The following is a 17246-nucleotide window of genomic DNA, read 5'->3' as shown; positions in this document are numbered from 1 at the left end:
TCTCCCGAACGATCGGATCAGCTGAAAAGGCGGCGCGCCAAGGGCGAGCCGGCGGCCAGGTCGCGCGACTCGAGCGTGTCGTAGAGCTGCTCGAGGTCGGCGCCGATCACGTCCATGGTTTCTTCGCGCAGCAGCTGGCCGTCGCTGTCGGTGACCACGCCGTCCATCTCGCGCGCCAGCGTGGCGGCGGCTTCGCGCATGCGGCGGAACGGCTGCTCGGCGCGGTCGACCTGCGGCACGTCCAGGCTCAGGCTGAGCTCGCGGATGGCCGATTGCGCCGGATCGTCGGCCAGCGCGGCCTGCGTATCGAATGAAAGCCCGAGGATCGGCGGCAGCCCGGCCTCGCTGGTCGGCAGCACCATGCGCCCCGGGATGATGCCCGCCACAAAGCCCAGCCGCGCCGCATTCTGCTGCACGTAGCCGGGACTCCAGGCGGCATGCAGCGCACGCAGCACGAAGCCCAGTTGCGCGTCGTGCGCGCTGGCGAACTGGTCGAGCTCGCGGGCGCGCGCCACCTCGTCGAGCATTTCAGGGAATTCGAGCGCGCCATTGACGGCATCGGCAAAGGCCTGCGCCTTGACGACGAATTCGGAGTATTCGATCTCGTTGAGCGCGCCGGTGCGGTTGGCCAGCTGCACGCCCACCTGGAAGGCGCTGTAGCGCTGGCCCGGCACGGGCGGCTCCCACTGGCCGGTGTGCTCGTTGAGGCCCTCGATGGCCACCGGCTTGCTGCCCGCGCGGCGCGTGGGCGGCATGGCCGCGATCGCGGCGTCGCCCGATGCGAGCCCGTCCAGCGACACCGGCGCGATCACGTCGATCAGCGGATCGAGCCCGCCGCGCCGCTCGGCCGTCGGCACCGGGTTCGCACTGGGCGCGGGCAGGTCCGGGTCGAACAGGGGCTCGTGGCGTTCGTGGCCCGGCGTCGAGTGCGGATCGACGTGCAGCATCGGCTCCACGCCGTCGGACGAAGACGATGGCCGATGGTCCGCGTCGGACAGGTCGCGGTCAGCGGCGTCGGGCTGGCGCGGCGCATTGCGGCGCGAGGTCAGGGTGTTGTAGGCAACGACGGCCGCGAGGACGAGGCCGCCGAGGATGGCCAGGGCGAGAGTGAGATTGCTCATGGGCTGCCCGGATCAAGCAGCTTCGACCATGGAGGCGGCCGCTTCCATGTCGACCGCGACGATCCGCGAGACGCCCTGCTCCTGCATGGTGACGCCGATCAGCTGCTCGGCCATTTCCATGGCGATCTTGTTGTGGCTGATGAAGAGGAACTGGGTTTCGCGGCTCATGGCGGTCACGAGTTTGGCATAGCGTTCGGTGTTGGCATCGTCCAGCGGCGCGTCCACTTCGTCGAGCAGGCAGAAAGGCGCCGGGTTGAGCTGGAAGATCGCGAACACCAGCGCAATGGCCGTGAGCGCCTTCTCGCCGCCCGAGAGCAGGTGGATGGTCTGGTTCTTCTTGCCGGGCGGCTGCGCCAGCACCTGCACGCCGGCATCGAGGATCTCGTCGCCAGTCATCACGAGCCGCGCATTGCCGCCGCCGAACAGCTCGGGGAACATGCGGCTGAAGTGCTCGTTGACGATCTTGAAGGTGCCGCCCAGCAGGTCGCGCGTCTCGGCGTCGATCTTGCGGATGGCGTCTTCCAGCGTGCCGATGGCTTCGTTCAGGTCGGCGGACTGCGCATCGAGGAAGGTCTTGCGCTCGCTGGCCACGGCGAGCTCGTCGAGCGCAGCCAGGTTGACCGCGCCCAGCGCGACCACTTCGCGGTTCAGGCGATCGATCTCGCCTTGCAGGCCGGTGAGCCGGACCTTGTCGGCTTCGATCGACTGGGCAACGGCCTCGAGGTCGGCGCCGGCGTCGTCGAGCAACTGCTGGTACTGCTCGAAGCCCAGCCGCGCGGCCTGTTCCTTGAGCTGGAATTCGGTGATGCGCTGGCGCAGCGGATCGAGTTCGCGCTCGAGCTGCAGCCGGCGTTCGTCGCTGGCGCGCAGCTTCAGCGTGAGGTCGTCGTACTGGCTGCGCGCCGCACCCAGCGCGGCTTCGCGCTCGAGCTTGAGCGCCAGCGCGTCCTGCAGGCCGGCCTGGGCCGCCGCATCGGAGAGGCGGCCGAGTTCGGCGCGGGCGCGCTCGTCTTCGTCGGTGAGCGACAGCACCTGCTGCGATGCGGTTTCGATTGCGCGGTTCAGCTCGCCGCGGCGGGCTTCGAGCGTGCGCTGCGAGAAGGTGGCCTCCTGCGCCTGCCGCTCCAGGCTGCGGTGCTGCTCGCGGCTCGCGGCCAGCGCGCGGCCGGCCTCGATCACGCGTTCGTCGAGCTGCGCATGGCGCTCCTGGCTGTCGGCCAGCTGCATGTCGAGCTCTTCGAAGCGGCCTTCGGCGGCCATGCGCTTTTCCTGCAGTTCCTCGAGCTGCGCGTCGACCTCGGCCAGGTCGGCGGCCAGCTGCTCGCTGCGCGCACGCGTCTGTTCGGCGAGCTGCGTCATGCGCAGGGTCTCGACCTGCAGTTCATGCGCACGCGATTGCGTTTCCGCGGCTTCGCGGCGCGCCGTGACGAGGCGCTGCGCGGCATCGGCGTAGGCGGCTTCGGCACGGACCAGCGCGGTGCGCGCCTCTTCGCTGATGAGCGCCTGGGCGCGCAACTGGCGCTCCAGGTTTTCCATTTCCTGCTGGCGTGCCAGCAGGCCGGCCTGCTCGGAATCGGGAGCGTAGAAATTCACGCTGTGCGAGAACACGGCGTGGCCGCTCTGCACATAGATGACTTCGCCCGGCTGCAGCGTTGCGCGCTGCGCGAGGGCTTCCTCGAAACTTTGCGCGGTGTAGCAGCCGTGCAGCCAGTCGGTCATCAAGGCCTGCAGGCCCGCATCGTTCAGGCGCAGCAGGTTCGACAGGCGCGGCAGCGCGGCCGCGCCCTGCGGCACGCCGGCCGCGGGCGGGCTGTAGAACGCGAGCTTGGCGGGCGGCGCATCGTTGCCGAAGGCGCGCACCATGTCGAGCCGGCTGACCTCGAGCGCGCCCAGGCGCTCGCGCAACGCCGCTTCGAGCGCGTTTTCCCAGCCCTGCTCGATATGGATGCGGCTCCACAGCCCCTGCATGCCTTCGAGTCCGTGCTTGGCGAGCCAGGGCGCCAGCTTGCCGTCGGTCTTGACCTTTTCCTGCAGCGCGCGCAGTGCCTCGAGCCGCGCCGAGAGCTCGGCATGGCGCGCGCCTTCGGTGTTGACGGCCTGCTGCTTCGCGCGGCGGTCGTCGTCCAGCTGCGGCACCGATTCCTGCAGTTCATGCAGGCGCGCATCGGCCTCGCTCGCGGTTTCCTGCGCGGCCGCGTGCTCTTCCTGCAGGGCTTGCAGGCGCGCCTCGTCGGGCGCGGCCAGTGCGTTCTGGTCGGCGCGCAGGCGTTCGCTGCGCTGCGTGAGCTGCCGGCTCTGCTCTTCGATGTTGCGCTGGTCGGCCGCCAGCACCTGGATCTGCTGCTGCACCTGCGAGACGGTGCTGCGCTGGGCATTGGCCTCTTCCTGGGCGCGCTGCACCGCTTCTTCGAGCTCGGGCATGCGCGCGTCGTGTTCCTCGAGCTGCGCGGCCAGCAGCACGGCCTGCTCCTCGGCGTCGACGCCCTGGCCGGCCAGGGTTTCGATCTCCGCCTCGGCTTCTTCGCGACGGCGGCCCCATTGGCCCATCTGCTCGCGCAACTGGACCAGCCGCTGCTCCACGCGCTGGCGGCCTTCGACCACGAAGCGGATCTCGCCTTCGAGGCGGCCCACTTCGGCGCTGGCTTCGTAGAGCTTGCCCTGGGCCTGGTTGACCTGGTCGCCGGCCGCGTAGTGGGCCTGGCGCACGGTTTCGAGTTCGGATTCGATGCGGCGCAGGTCGGCGGTGCGCGACTCGAGGTCGTTGATCGCCTTCTCCGAGTCGGCCTTGATCTTGGCCTGGTCGGCATCGCTTTCGCTGCGCTTGAGGAACCACAGCTGGTGCTGCTTTTTGGTGGCGTCGCCCTGCAGCGCGTTGTAGCGCGCGGCCACCTCGGCCTGCTTCTCGAGCTTTTCGAGGTTGGCGTTGAGTTCGCGCAGGATGTCTTCCACGCGCGTGAGGTTCTCGCGCGTGTCGCCCAGGCGGTTCTCGGTTTCGCGCCGGCGCTCCTTGTACTTGGAGACGCCCGCCGCCTCTTCGAGGAACAGGCGCAGCTCCTCGGGCTTGGATTCGATGATCCGGCTGATCGTGCCCTGGCCGATGATGGCGTAGGCGCGCGGTCCGAGGCCGGTGCCCAGGAACACGTCCTGCACGTCGCGGCGGCGCACCGGCTGGTTGTTGATGTAGTAGCTGCTGGTGCCGTCGCGCGTGAGCACGCGCCGCACGGCAATTTCGCCGAACTGGTTCCACTGGCCGCCCGCGCGGTGGTCGGCGTTGTCGAACACCAGTTCCACGCTCGAACGGCTGGCCTGCTTGCGCGTGGTCGTGCCGTTGAAGATCACGTCCTGCATCGACTCGCCGCGCAGCTCCGACGCGCGCGACTCGCCCAGCACCCAGCGCACCGCATCCATGATGTTCGACTTGCCGCAACCGTTGGGCCCGACGACGCCGACCAGTTGGCCCGGCAGCAGGAAGTTGGTGGGTTCGGCGAACGACTTGAAGCCCGAAAGCTTGATGGAATTGAGACGCACGACTTGTCGGCCTGGCTTGGCATGACGCCAAGGTATTGATTTGTAAGGAAAATTGCACGGACCTGCCGTTCGAGACAGGCCGCCGCCCCAGCCGTGGATGATAACGTCAGGGCATGAGCGATTCCCTGGTTTCATCCCCCCTTGCGGCGCGCCGCGCTTGCATGCTGGCCGGTGCGGCTGCCCTGCTGGGCCTTGGCGGCTGCGCGGCCGTGCGTTCCACCGACCGCGCCGAGCCCTATACCAACCAGGAATGGTTGCAGTCCAGCGCCAACCGCATTGCCAACCTCTCCCTGCGCGACAACCTGCAATCGATCCGGCGCGTGCAGACCACGCTCTACCGGCGCAACCCGCGCGAATGGCGCAAGTCGGCCGCCAGCATCGAGGCGGCCGCCCAGCGCGCCTGGGATGCGGTGCTGACCGGCCCGCCCCTGCCCGAATTGCGCGGCGCCACCGGCATCGATGCCATCCGCATGGCCTTCGATACCAGTCCGCAGGGCTACCAGGGCGACCGGGTGGCGGCGCTGGTCGTCGGCTGGGCCACGATGCTCAAGCAGGCCAATGGCGACACCTGGGACCAGACCATGCTCGACGGCGTCAACGCCGAGAACAGCTACCGGGCCGCGCGCAATTTCGAGATATCGCTCTGGCTGATCGCCTCCAAGACCGGCCCCGACGGCCAGCCGCTGCTGCTGGCCACAGAGATCAGCGAGCGCGGGCGCAACCTCGTGGCCGACCGCGAACTGTCCAAGGTGGTGGCGCGGCTCGACCTGCTGGCCGCCCAGGCCGACGAGAAATACCGGCGCGCGGCGCTCGATTTCGGCCAGAACTGGGTCATGGGCGTGGTGATGCCCTTCTTCACGCTGGTACCCCGGTAGAAAGATACGCCGAAATACGGCACTCGGAAACATATTTCCGAAACTGCAGTTTGCGGTAATATGTTTCCGTGAACAAGCAGGAACTCATTACCGCCCTGGCGGCCCGGCGCGAGGCCGCGGGCCTCGGCAACGCAGAAATCGCGCTGCGCTCGGGCCTCACCGAGCGTTCGGTGCGCAATGCGCTGAGCCTGAAGGGAAATCCGCAGATGTCCTCGCTGCTGGCGCTGGTGGACGCCCTGGGCCTCGAACTGCAGCTCGCGCCCAAGGGCTTTGGCGAACGCGCGGACACCGAGCCCGGCTATCGCCCGGTGCCCACGCGCATCGGCAACGCCGTCGGTGCTGCGGCTGCGCCGCCGGCTCCGGCTTCCGAGCCCCGTTCGCGGAAGCGTTCGCCATGAACGTCAAGATCCTCGAGATCTCGCTCGGCGCACGCCGCTTCGGCAAACTGTTCCAGTACGCCGACCTGTGCCGCTTCGTGGCAGAGCCGGAACTGGTGGCCGCACCGCCGCCCGAGGTGCTTTCGCTTTCGATGGTGGCCAGCGATCCCTCGGCCCAGGCCGCCCTGTGGAGCGACGTCAAGAACCCGCTCTTCAACGCACAGGGCGGGCAGCTGCCGCGCTTCTTCCAGAACCTGCTGCCCGAAGGCGTCCTGCGCAGCCATATCGCGCAGTTGCGCGGCTGCCGCGAGAACGACCACTTTGAGCTGCTTGCGGCCTGCGGCGGCGACCTGCCCGGCGCGGTGAGCGCCCGGCCGGTCTCGGTCGACCGCGGCACCTTGCAGCGGCTCATCACGCAGGACCAGGACGCGCTCGAAATGTCCGTGGTCGAGCTGCCGATGCCGCAGGGCATCTCGGTGTCGGGCGTGCAGCCCAAGCTCGGCCTGCGCCGGCAGGGCGGCCGCTACGTGGCCCGCACCCGCGCCGGCGCGAGCACGCGCGTGATCGCCAAGCTGCCCGTGGCCGGGCGCCCCCACATGCCGCAGCTGGAAATGCTGTCGCTCCAGCTGGCGGGTGCGGCCGGCGTCGAGGTCTGCCATGCCGAGCTCGCGCCGCTCTCGGCCATTGCCGCCGAGCACAGCTACGCACTGCCCGACGAGCCCGACTTCCTTGCCGTGACGCGCTTCGACCGCGAAGGCGCGCGCCGCATCCATTTCGAGGATTTCGCGCAGGTGCTCGCGGTCGATCCGATGCACAAGTACAGCGCGAGCTATCTCGACATGGCGCTGGCGATGCGCGCCTTTCCATCGCTCGGCGAGGAAGCGGTGCTCGAACTCGTGCGGCGCCTCGCGGTGAACGACCTGCTCGGCAACCCCGACGCGCATCTGAAGAACTTTGGCGTGCTGTACCCCGACGGCATCGCGCCGCGGCTGGCCCCGGCCTACGACATCGTGGCCTATGCCGCGCTCCAGGGTGTCGACGGCCATGCGCTGCCTCTTCTGCCGGCGGCGCCGGGCGGAGCCGCCCCCCGGCGCAGCGCCCTGTTCACGCCCGCCAACGTGCGTGCCTTCTGCTTCTCGGCCGGGCTGCACGAACCGCTGGTGCGGCGTACCGTTGCCGAGACGGCGCGGCTCGCGCGCAGCCGCTGGCCCTCGATGATCGAGGCGTCGACACTGCCGGCCGCGTGGAAAAAACGGCTGCAGCAGCGCTTGCAGGCACACCCCTTGCTGCAGGGCATGGCGAGGCGCGGCAAATGAAAAAAGGAAAACGCGCCCCCTAGAATGATCCGGCCCTTCACTCCTCCACCCATTCGAGGCAGCAGCAACTCATGAGCTCCATCAATTTCATCGGCGGCGAAAAAGGCGGTGTCGGCAAGTCGGTCACGGCGCGCGTGCTGGCCCAGTACTTCATCGACCACAGCCGGCCCTTCACGGGCTTCGACACCGACCGCTCGCACAGCTCGTTCACGCGCTTCTACGAAGGCTTTGCCTCGCCCATCGTGGTCGACAGCTTCGAGGGCCTGGACACCGTGGTGAACGGCTTCGAGACCAACCCGCAGCAAAGCGTCATCGTCGATCTGGCGGCCCAGACGCTCGCGCCGCTGTCGCGCTGGATCAAGGAATCGGACCTGTTCGACGTGTTCGACGAGCTGGGCGTGGCCGTCAACTTCTGGCATGTGCTGGACGACGGCAAGGACTCCACCGACCTGCTCGGCACGCTGATCGACACCTTCGGCAACCGGCCCAACTACATCGTGGTGCAGAACTACGGCCGCGGCAGCGACTTCGGCATGCTGCTGGCGTCGCAGTCGCTCTCCAAGGCCACCGCGAACGGCGCCCGCGTGATCACGCTGCCGCGCCTGCACGAGGCGAGCATGCGCAAGATCGATGCGCAGAACACCAGTTTCTGGAAGGCCGTGAACGACCGCGAAAGGTCGCATGCGCTCGGCCTGCTGGAGCGCCAGCGCGTGAAGTCCTGGCTGGCGACCGCCTACGCGGCCTTCGACACCCTGCCGCTCTAGCTAGCGCGCCGCGGGCCGGCGAAGCAGCAGCACGAGGAGCAGGACCGCCAGCACCACGAAGGCAATGAACGACCAGTTCGCCAGCGTCAGGCCGAACAGCGACCAGTCGACCTTCGAGCAATCGCCGCCGCCGCGGAAGATCATCGGCAGCGCCCGCTTGAGCGGAAAGGTCTCGATCATTCCGTAGAGGTCGCGCCCGCAGGTCACGACCTCGGGCGGGTTCCACTGGAGCCAGCTTTGCGAGGCGGCCGTGTAGGCGCCGCCCACGGCCGACACCAGCGCCAGCACACCGCCCGTTGCCTGCAGGCCGCGGCTCCTGAACACGCCGGCCAGGCCGGTGAAGAGTGCCACCAGCACCAGCGCATAGCGCTGCACGATGCACATCGGGCAAGGCTCGAGGCCCACCACGTGCTGCAGGTAGAGCCCGAAGGCCAGCATCAGGACACAGGCCAGGCAGATCAGCCCATACGCGCGGCGCGGCGCGCCGAAGTACCAATCGATCAAGGGGAAACCCAATCTTCTTCTACGAACACCCGGGCCTTGCGCGGCGTGGCGACAACCGTGTCGCCCTCCTGCAGGCCCAGTTCACGGAACTGTTGCGCAGGGAGTTGCGCCTCGATGATGGTTCCGGAGCCCGGATTATCTGGATTCGTTTCGGTGGGCTCAAGTTCCAGCCGCGCGATCGGTCCGACCACGATGGCGCGCGACAGGGTGGCCACGATGCCGGTGGCGCCGGCGGTGTAGCGCTCCACGGTCAGGTCGTGCGGGCGCACATAGGCCATGGCCTTGGCGTCGCGCGCGCCGCTGTGTTCGGGCGAATCCAGGCGCATGCCGTCCAGCTGCACCGCACCGTTGTCGGCGCGGCCATGGAACAGGTTGACGTCACCCAGGAAGCCGTAGACGAACGGGCTCGCGGGCTGGTCCCACACCTCCTGCGGCGAGCCGACCTGCTCGATGCGGCCCTTGTTGATGACCACCACGCGGTCGGCCACTTCGAGCGCTTCTTCCTGGTCGTGCGTGACGAAGATGGAAGTGACGTGCAGTTCGTCGTGCAGCCGGCGCAGCCAGCGGCGCAGTTCCTTGCGCACCTTGGCGTCGAGCGCGCCGAAGGGTTCGTCGAGCAGCAGCACCTTGGGCTCCACCGCCAGCGCGCGCGCCAATGCGATGCGCTGCCGCTGGCCGCCCGAAAGCTGCGAAGGATAGCGGTCGGCCAGCCAGTCGAGCTGCACCAGCTTGAGCAGGTCGGTCACCTTCTGCCTGATCTGCGCGTCGCTCGGGCGCTCCTTGCGCGGCTTCACGCGCAGGCCGAACGCGACGTTCTCGAACACCGTCATGTGGCGGAACAGCGCGTAGTGCTGGAACACGAAGCCCACCTGGCGTTCGCGCACATGCACGTCGGTGGTGTCCTCGCCCGAAAAGAGAATGCTGCCGGTGTCGGCCGTCTCCAGCCCCGCGATGATGCGCAGCAGCGTGGTCTTGCCGCAGCCCGAGGGGCCGAGCAGCGCGACGAGTTCGCCCGACTCGACGTCGAGGTTCACGTTGTTCAGCGCGCGGAAGTCGCCGAACTGCTTGCTGATGTTGCGGATTTCGATGCTCATGGAATCTCTTCCTCTGCCTTCTTCTGATTTCTCCCTCTCCCCTCGGGGAGAGGGCCGGGGTGAGGGTTGTTCCCCTCACTCGAAGCCTTCTCAAGCCGCCGTGGGCCGCTCTGGCGGCAGTTCGGCAATGGCCTTCATTTCGCGCTCATGGCGCCACTCGATGACCGACTTGATCACCAGCGTGACCAGCGCCAGGATGGCGAGCAGCGAGGCCACGGCAAAGGCCGCGACCGACTGGTATTCGTTGTAGAGCACCTCCACATGCAGCGGCATGGTGTTGGTCTGCCCGCGGATGTGGCCCGACACCACCGACACCGCGCCGAACTCGCCCATGGCGCGTGCGTTGCAAAGAATCACGCCGTACAGCAGGCCCCACTTGATGTTGGGCAGTGTCACGCGCCAGAAGGTCTGCCAGCCGGTTGCGCCCAGCACGATGGCGGCCTGCTCCTCGTCGGTGCCCTGCGCCTGCATCAGCGGCACCAACTCGCGCGCGATGAACGGGAAGGTCACGAACACCGTCGCCAGCACGATGCCCGGCACCGCGAAGATGATCTTGATGTCGTGCTCGGCCAGCCGCGGGCCGAGCCAGCCCTGCGCGCCGAACACCAGCACGTAGATCAGGCCCGCCACCACCGGCGACACCGCAAAAGGCAGGTCCACCAGCGTGGTCAGGAAGGCCTTGCCGCGGAACTCGAACTTGGCGATGGCCCAGGCCGCGGCCACGCCGAACACCAGGTTCATCGGCACCGCGATGGCGGCCGTGATCAGCGTCAGGCGGATCGCGCTCCAGGCGTCGGGCTCCTTCAGCGCTTCGAGATAGGCGCCCAGGCCCTTGCGCAGGGCTTCTGTCGCCACGGCGGCCAGCGGCAGCACGAGGAACAGGAACATGAACGCGAGCGCGATGCCGATGAGCAGCCAGCGCACCCAGGCCGATTCGGTGGTGCCGGCCTGCGCGCGGCGAATGATCTTGGAAGGTGCACTCATCTCAAGCTCCCGCGCGCTTGCGCTGCCACGCCTGCAGGCCGTTGATGACCAGCAGCAGGACGAATGAAATGACCAGCATCACGAGCGCGACCGCGGTGGCGCCCGCAAAGTCGTACTGCTCCAGCTTGCCGATGATGATGAGCGGCGTGATCTCCGAGATCATCGGCATGTTGCCGGCAATGAAGATCACCGAGCCGTACTCGCCGATGGCGCGTGCGAAGGCCATCGCAAAGCCCGTGAGCAGCGCCGGCGCGATCGACGGGAAGATCACCTTCGTGAAGGTCTGCAGCCGCGTCGCGCCGAGCGACGTGGCGGCTTCCTCGAGCTCTTTTTCGGCGTCTTCGAGCACCGGCTGCACCGTGCGCACCACGAAGGGCAGCCCGATGAAGATCAGCGCAATCACGATGCCCGCCGGCGTGAACGCGAGCTTGATGCCGTGCGGCTCGAGCAGTTGCCCGATCCAGCCGTTGCCCGCGAGCAGCGCCGTGAGCGAGATGCCGGCCACGGCCGTCGGCAGCGCGAACGGCAGGTCGACCAGCGCATCGACGATGCGCTTGCCCGGAAACTTGTAGCGCACCAGCACCCAGGCCACGAGCAGGCCGAACACCGCGTTCACCAGGGCCGCGATCAGCGAGGCGCCGAAGGTGAGCCGGTACGAGGCCATCACGCGCGGCGCGGTCACGGCCACCCAGAACTGCTCCCAGCTCAGCGTGAAGGTCTTGAAGACCAGCGCCGAAAGCGGAATCAGCACGATCAGGCTCAGGTAAAGAATGGAGAAGCCGAGCGTGATGTGAAAGCCCGGCAGCACCCGCTTGGAACCCCCTGCCCGGTTCACATGCGAAAGCGGCGCTCCCGCGGACGGGAGCGCCGAAGAAACAGCGCCGCTCATTTACTTTGCGCCGGGCGTGTAGAGCTTGTCGAACTGGCCGCCGTCGTTGAAGTGCACCTTCTGCGCATCGCCAAGGCTGCCGAACAGTTCCTGCACCGTGAACAGCTGCAGCGGCTTGAAGGTGGCGGCGTACTTCTTGAGCACGGCCTGCGAGCGCGGGCGCAGCGCGTGCTTGGCGGCGATTTCCTGCGCTTCTTCAGAGTAGAGCCAGTCGAGGTAGGCCTTGGCGAGTTCGCCGGTGCCCTTCTTCTTGGTCGTGCGCTCGACCATGGCCACCGGGTTCTCGGCCACGATGCTGATCGACGGGTAGACCGAGTCGACCTTGCCCGTGCCGAACTCGCGGTCGATCGACACCACTTCGGATTCGAAGGTGATCAGCGCATCGCCGATGTTGCGCTGCAGGAAGGCGGTGGTGGCGTCGCGGCCGCCGCGCGCCAGCACCGGCACGTTCTTGAACAGCTTGCCGACGAACTCGGCCGCCTGGGCGTCGGTGCCGCCCTTCTTCTTGACGTAGCCCCAGGCCGCCAGGTAGGCGTAGCGCCCGTTGCCGCCGGTCTTGGGGTTGACGATCACGACCTGCACGCCGGGCTTGACGAGGTCTTCCCAGTCCTTGATGCCCTTGGGGTTGCCGTTGCGCACCAGGAACAGCATGGTCGAGGTGGTGGGCGATGCGTTCTCGGGGAACTTCTTGTTCCAGTCCTTCGCGACCACGCCGGTGCTGGCCAGGAAGTCGATGTCGGTGGTGGTGTTCATGGTCACCACGTCGGCATCGAGGCCGTCGGCCACCGCGCGCGCCTGGGCGCTGGAGCCGCCGTGCGACTGGTCGATCTTCACGTCCTTGCCGGTGGTCTTCTTGTAGTTGGCCACGAACGCCGCGTTGTAGTCCTTGTAGAACTCGCGCGCCACGTCGTACGAGGCGTTGAGCAGCGTGCTGCCCTGGGCGAAGGCGCTGGTGCCCGCGAATGCGGAAGACGCCAGCGCGAGCACGGCGGCGAAGGTCTTGAATCTGGAAGTCATGTGGTTGCCAAGTTTTCTGAAAATTCACGGCCCCCCGGCCAGGCGGCGGGCTCGTCGGTCAGCGACTGGAGCAAGGCGAGGCCGAGCGGCCAGTCTCCATGTCCCGAATCGATGTTGATATGGCCCGCATTCTGCATGCGGACAAACTCACTGCCCCAGGCGCGGGAATAGGCGCCGGCCAGGCGGATCGGGCAATACGGATCGTTGCTGCTCGCCACCACGATGCTGCGGTACGGCAGCGCCGCATAGGGCACGGGCGCGAAGTCCGACAGCACGGCCCGGCGCTCCGGATCGGCCGGCGCCACCAGCAGAGCCCCGCGGATGCGCGCGGCCGCCTCGGCCGGCAGGTGCGCCGTGGCGATGCAGCCCAGGCTGTGCGCGGCAATCACCACCGGCCCGGGGCTTTCGAGCACCAGCCTGGCCAGCGTGGCCACCCAGGCCTCGCGTTTGGGCGATGCCCAGTCGTCCTGCACCACCCGCGCCGCGCCCGGAATGCGCTCTTCCCACAGGCTCTGCCAATGGCCGGGCCCGGAGTCGCGCCAGCCGGGCACGATGATCACGGAAGTCTGCATGAAGGCGCCGCCCTGCCCGCTTACTTGTTGGGCTGCGGCGTGATGCGCAGGTAAGGCTTCACGGCCTTGAAGCCCTTGGGGAAGCGCTCGGCCAGCTCGGCCGGATCCTGGATGCTCGGGATGATGACCACGTCGTCGCCGTCCTTCCAGTTCACCGGCGTGGCCACCTTGTGGCTGTCGGTGAGCTGCAGCGAGTCGATCACGCGCAGGATCTCGTCGAAGTTGCGGCCGGTCGATGCCGGGTAGGTGATGGTCGCGCGGATCACCTTCTTCGGATCGATGATGAACACGCTGCGCACTGTGGCGGTGGCCGATGCGTTCGGGTGGATCAGGTCGTACAGGTCGGCCACCTTGCGGTCGTGGTCCGCAATGATCGGAAAGTTGACGGTGGTGTTCTGCGTCTCGTTGATGTCGCCGATCCACTCCTTGTGCTTGGTGGCCGGGTCGACGCTCAGCGCGATGGGCTTCACGCCGCGCTTGGCGAATTCGCCCGACAGCGCCGCGGTCTTGCCGAGTTCGGTGGTGCACACGGGCGTGAAATCGGCCGGGTGCGAGAAGAACACCACCCACGAATCGCCGGCCCACTGGTAGAAGTCGAGGGGGCCTTCGCTGGAATCCTGGGTGAAATTGGGGGCTGTGTCGCCGAGTCGCAGGGTCGCCATGGTCGCTCCTTGGATGGATGGGAGCCTGGGATTGTGCGAAGTGCAGCTTCAATGCCAAACGAATATCTACTTGTTTGGTTATGGCGTTTTCCGCATAAGGGGCGGCCAATCCGGCTAATACATGCCCGATTGGCTCCCGCTCATGTGCTCGGCCAGGAAGTCGATCAGCTGGCGAACCGCGGGCACCAGGGCGCGGCGCTGCGGAAAGACCATGTGCGCGATCACCGGCGCCGGCCCCCAGCCGGGCAGCACCTGCGCGAGCCGGCCCGCCTCCACGTCGGCGCGGCACATGTAGCCCGGCAGCAGCGTCGCGCCCACGCCCTCGAGCGCAACCAGCTGCAGCGTCGCTAGGTCGTCCGCCACGCAGCGCGGCGTGTGGACGTGCACATGGATCTCGCCGTTCGGCCCCTCGAGCCGCCATTCGCTGCGGCCTTCGCCGTTGGCCGACATGGCCGTCGTCGGCAGCCGCTCGAGGTCGGCCGGGGTGCGGACCGGGCCCAGGCGCTGCAGCAGCTCGGGCCGGGCCACCAGCACGGCGCGGCTGGTGCCCAGCACCTTGGCCACGAGCGTGGTGCTGTCCTCGATGGCGGGGCGCACGCGCAGCGCGATGTCGATGCCCTCCTCGATCAGGTCCACCGGCCGGTTCATGACGCGCAGGTCGACGCGCACCGCCGGGTAGCGCTCCATGAAGCGCGGCAGCAGCTGCGCGAGCCCGCTGTGGGCGATGGTGATCGGGCAGCTCAGGCGGACCGTGCCGCAGGGATCGGTGTGCACCTGCGCCACCGCCTCGGTCGCCGCCTGGGCCGCGTCCCGCACCGCGGCCGAATGCCGCAGGAAGATCTCGCCCGCCGGCGTGAGCGACAGCCGCCGGGTGCTGCGCTGCATCAGCTGCACGCCGAGCCGGTCTTCCAGCTCCGCCACGCGGCGCGACAGGCGCGACTTGGGAATGCCGAGCGCGCGGCTGGCCGCGGCAAAGCCGCCGCGCTCTGCCACTTCGGCGAAGAAAACCATGTCGTTGAGGTCTTGCATGCGAAGATTGTCCTGCATATGGAACGATGTAGTCAAAATTTGGCTACTTATCGCCCACTCGCATCAAAAATAGAATTACGCCATCGCCGGCCACCTTTGAGCGCCGACCCTCCACACGAAAGTGATCGACCATGAAGCTGCTCCACATCGACTCCAGCATCCTGAGTGCCAATTCGACCTCCCGCCTCCTCACGGCCGAGATCGTGGCCGCCTGGAAAGCCGCGCATCCCGACACCACGGTCGAGTACCTCGACCTCGCCGCCAACGCCCCGTCGCACTTCGGCGCCGACGCCCTGGGCATCAAGACCGGCGTGCAGGCCCAGCCGACCGAAGCCCAGCAACGCGAGAACGCGCTCTCGGAACAGCTCGTGAGCCAGTTCCTGGCTTCCGACGTCATCGTGGTGGGCGCGCCGCTGTACAACTTTTCGGTGCCGACCCAGCTCAAGGCCTGGATCGACCGGCTCGCGCAGATCGGCCGCACCTTCAAGTACACCGACAAGGGCCCCGTGGGTCTGGCCGGCGGCAAGACCGTGATCGTGGCGTCCAGCCGCGGCGGCATCTACTCGACCACCGAAGGCGGCCAGGCCGCGGAACACCAGGAGAGCTACCTGAAGGTGGTGTTCGGCTTCTTCGGCATCACCGACGTGCGCTTCGTGCGCGCCGAAGGCGTGGCCATGGGCGATGCCACCAAGACCGCCGCGCTGGCCGCGGCACGCGTCGACATCCGGGCCGCGACGGCCGAAGCCGCCAACCAGAAGGACGTGGCGCAGGCGGCCTGAGCCTTTCTGCTTGCCCCAACGAAAAATGCCGCCCCCGGGGCGGCATTTTTCGTTGGCGGGTTCGGCTGCCTCAGGCGGCCGCGTGGCTCTTGACCCAGGCCACGTACTTGTCCATCCAGCCCTGCAGGAACTTCTTCGTGCCTTCGTTGCCGATGTGGCCCTTGTCGTCGAAGAGGCCCTCCTTGAACTGCAGGAAGATCTCCGGCGCGCCCATCGTCGGAACGTCGAGATAGGCCAGCACGTTGCGCAGGTGCTGCTGTGCCAGCGCGGTGCCGGTGGCGCCCACCGAAATGCCCACCACGCTCGCGGGCTTGCCGGCCCAGGCGCTCTGCCCATAGGGGCGCGAGGCATGGTCGATCGCGTTCTTCAGCACGCCGGGAACCGAGCGGTTGTATTCGGGCGTGACGAACAGCAGGCCCTGGGCCGCCGCGATCTCGGTCTTGAGCCGTTTCACCGAAGGCGCCTGGTTGCCGTCATCGTCCTGGTTGTACAGGGGCAGGTCGTCGATGCGCAGGTGCTCGAACGTGAAGTCCGACGGCGCGAGGTGCGCCAGCGCAAGAGCCAGCTTCTGGTTGAACGAATCCTTGCGAAGGCTGCCGACGATCACCGCAATTCGGGTCTGGCTCATGGATGAAGCTCCTTTTGGGTTGGGGAAAACATGACCGGAACGATTATGCGAAGCGCCCAAGACCTTTTCCAGAAAAGCTCTTCGGCCCCGCCGTGGCTTTGCGGCATGCGCAGCAGGCTTGCGCAATCGCGTGCATCATCGCCCGAGCCTTTTGGTTCGAGGAGCAGTTCACGATGCGATTTCTGATGGTGGGTGCCGGTGCACTCGGTGGTTATTTCGGCGGCCGGCTGTTGGAGGCGGGGCGCGACGTCACCTTCCTTCTGCGAGCGCGGCGGGCGGCACAGATCGCGAAGACCGGGCTGGTGGTGCAGAGCCCCTTCGGCAACCTGCAGCTGCCCTCGCCTCCCCACGTGCTGGCCGAGGACATCCGGGCGCCGTTCGACGTGGTCGTGGTCGGCAGCAAGGCCTACGACCTCGACGCGACCATGGCGTCTTTCGCGCCGGCCGTCGGCCCGGACACGGTCATTCTTCCGCTGCTCAACGGCATGAGCCACATCGACCGCCTGGCCGAGCGCTTCGGCAGCGAACGCGTGCTCGGCGGCCTGTGCATGATCTCCGCCACGCTGGACGACGAAGGCCGCGTGCTGCACCTCAACGACATGCACGGCCTGGCCTTCGGCGAGCGCGCGGGCGGACGCTCGGCGCGGGTCGATGCCATTGCCGCGCAGTTCGCGGGCGCGAAGTTCGACGCCACGCTGAGCGAGAACATCTCGCAGGACATGTGGGAGAAGTGGGTCTTCATCGCCTCGGCCGCCGGGCTCACGAGCCTGATGCGCGCGTCCATCGGCGACATCGCGAGCGCGGGCGGCCAGGACGTGGCGCTCGCGATCTTCGACGAGTGCTGCGCCATTGCCGCGCACAACGGCTTCACGCCGCGCCCGGAAGCCGTCGAGCGCGGCCGCGCCATGATGACGGCGCCGGGCTCCCCGATGACCGCCTCCATGTACAAGGACATCGTGCGCGGCGCGCCGATCGAGGCCGACCACATCGTCGGCGACCTGCTGGGCCGCGCGCCCGCCGCCTCTTCGTCCTCTCCTTCGGTGCTGCGCACGGCCTACGTCCACCTGAAGGCCTACGAGGCGCGGCGCGCCCGCGAAGCGGCCTGAT

General features: G+C 67.8%; 17 protein-coding genes. 6 read left to right on the top strand and 11 right to left on the bottom strand.

Annotation, left to right across the window (positions count from 1 at the left end; translation table 11 throughout):
• Positions 1–17 precede the first annotated feature (17 nt).
• The gene (locus tag RZE77_RS13450; RefSeq protein ID WP_319442248.1) at positions 18–1121 is read right to left on the bottom strand and encodes a cell division protein ZipA C-terminal FtsZ-binding domain-containing protein; all 1104 of its coding nucleotides are present in this window, start codon (positions 1119–1121) and stop codon (positions 18–20) included.
• Between the two features lie 12 nt (positions 1122–1133).
• Positions 1134–4649: a chromosome segregation protein SMC gene (gene smc / locus RZE77_RS13445; RefSeq protein WP_319442247.1), complete on the bottom strand. Its 3516-nt coding sequence runs from the start codon at positions 4647–4649 to the stop codon at positions 1134–1136.
• Between the two features lie 113 nt (positions 4650–4762).
• Here smc and RZE77_RS13440 point away from each other — a divergent pair, with 113 nt between their 5' ends.
• The 4 genes from RZE77_RS13440 (at position 4763) to RZE77_RS13425 (ending at position 7981) form a co-directional block, all read left to right on the top strand.
• Positions 4763–5524, top strand: a complete 762-nt coding sequence (locus tag RZE77_RS13440) for a hypothetical protein (RefSeq protein ID WP_319432473.1) — start codon at positions 4763–4765, stop codon at positions 5522–5524.
• A gap of 68 nt (positions 5525–5592) precedes the next feature.
• Positions 5593–5922, top strand: coding sequence for a helix-turn-helix domain-containing protein (locus RZE77_RS13435; RefSeq protein WP_319442246.1), 330 nt, complete (start codon positions 5593–5595; stop codon positions 5920–5922).
• Positions 5919–7217 carry a type II toxin-antitoxin system HipA family toxin gene (locus RZE77_RS13430; RefSeq protein WP_319442245.1) on the top strand — a complete coding sequence of 433 codons (1299 nt, stop codon included), beginning with the start codon at positions 5919–5921 and terminating at the stop codon, positions 7215–7217. The genes RZE77_RS13435 and RZE77_RS13430 overlap by 4 nt, the downstream gene beginning before the upstream one ends.
• A gap of 71 nt (positions 7218–7288) precedes the next feature.
• Complete coding sequence (locus RZE77_RS13425) at positions 7289–7981, top strand: P-loop NTPase family protein (RefSeq protein ID WP_319442244.1); 693 nt, start codon at positions 7289–7291, stop codon at positions 7979–7981.
• Here RZE77_RS13425 and RZE77_RS13420 read toward each other — a convergent pair whose 3' ends face one another.
• The 8 genes from RZE77_RS13420 to RZE77_RS13385 form a co-directional block, all read right to left on the bottom strand.
• Positions 7982–8485, bottom strand: coding sequence for a disulfide bond formation protein B (locus RZE77_RS13420; protein WP_319442243.1), 504 nt, complete (start codon positions 8483–8485; stop codon positions 7982–7984).
• Positions 8482–9579, bottom strand: a complete 1098-nt coding sequence (locus RZE77_RS13415) for a sulfate/molybdate ABC transporter ATP-binding protein (protein WP_047783468.1) — start codon at positions 9577–9579, stop codon at positions 8482–8484. Before RZE77_RS13415 ends, RZE77_RS13420 begins: the two co-directional genes overlap by 4 nt.
• 90 nt (positions 9580–9669) lie before the next feature.
• A complete protein-coding gene (gene cysW / locus RZE77_RS13410; RefSeq protein WP_319442242.1) occupies positions 9670–10563 on the bottom strand; it encodes a sulfate ABC transporter permease subunit CysW in 894 nt (297 codons plus the stop codon).
• A 1-nt stretch (position 10564) separates the two neighbouring features.
• The gene (gene cysT, locus RZE77_RS13405) at positions 10565–11452 is read right to left on the bottom strand and encodes a sulfate ABC transporter permease subunit CysT (RefSeq protein ID WP_319442241.1); all 888 of its coding nucleotides are present in this window, start codon (positions 11450–11452) and stop codon (positions 10565–10567) included.
• On the bottom strand, positions 11453–12469 hold the full coding sequence (locus RZE77_RS13400) for a sulfate ABC transporter substrate-binding protein (protein ID WP_319442240.1): 1017 nt from the start codon (positions 12467–12469) through the stop codon (positions 11453–11455).
• Entirely contained in the window at positions 12466–13041 is a 576-nt protein-coding gene (locus RZE77_RS13395) for an RBBP9/YdeN family alpha/beta hydrolase (protein WP_319442239.1), read from the bottom strand. The genes RZE77_RS13400 and RZE77_RS13395 overlap by 4 nt, the downstream gene beginning before the upstream one ends.
• Positions 13042–13061: 20 nt before the next feature.
• Positions 13062–13703 (bottom strand): peroxiredoxin, encoded by a 642-nt coding sequence (locus RZE77_RS13390; RefSeq protein WP_012748065.1) that lies wholly within the window; start codon positions 13701–13703, stop codon positions 13062–13064.
• 114 nt (positions 13704–13817) lie between these two features.
• The gene (locus tag RZE77_RS13385) at positions 13818–14732 is read right to left on the bottom strand and encodes a LysR family transcriptional regulator (RefSeq protein WP_319442238.1); all 915 of its coding nucleotides are present in this window, start codon (positions 14730–14732) and stop codon (positions 13818–13820) included.
• A 131-nt stretch (positions 14733–14863) separates the two neighbouring features.
• Between RZE77_RS13385 and RZE77_RS13380 the strand changes: the two genes are divergently transcribed.
• Entirely contained in the window at positions 14864–15511 is a 648-nt protein-coding gene (locus RZE77_RS13380; RefSeq protein WP_319432451.1) for an FMN-dependent NADH-azoreductase, read from the top strand.
• 70 nt (positions 15512–15581) lie between these two features.
• Here RZE77_RS13380 and RZE77_RS13375 read toward each other — a convergent pair whose 3' ends face one another.
• The gene (locus RZE77_RS13375; RefSeq protein ID WP_319432449.1) at positions 15582–16139 is read right to left on the bottom strand and encodes an NADPH-dependent FMN reductase; all 558 of its coding nucleotides are present in this window, start codon (positions 16137–16139) and stop codon (positions 15582–15584) included.
• 173 nt (positions 16140–16312) lie between these two features.
• Here RZE77_RS13375 and panE point away from each other — a divergent pair, with 173 nt between their 5' ends.
• Complete coding sequence (gene panE, locus RZE77_RS13370) at positions 16313–17245, top strand: 2-dehydropantoate 2-reductase (protein ID WP_319442237.1); 933 nt, start codon at positions 16313–16315, stop codon at positions 17243–17245.
• Position 17246: the final 1 nt, after the last annotated feature.

Source organism: Variovorax sp. SPNA7 (assembly GCF_033807855.1).
GTDB classification, from domain to species: domain Bacteria; phylum Pseudomonadota; class Gammaproteobacteria; order Burkholderiales; family Burkholderiaceae_C; genus Variovorax; species Variovorax beijingensis.
Note: the sequence above shows the minus strand (reverse complement) of the source record. Positions and strands in the feature narration are given on the sequence as shown.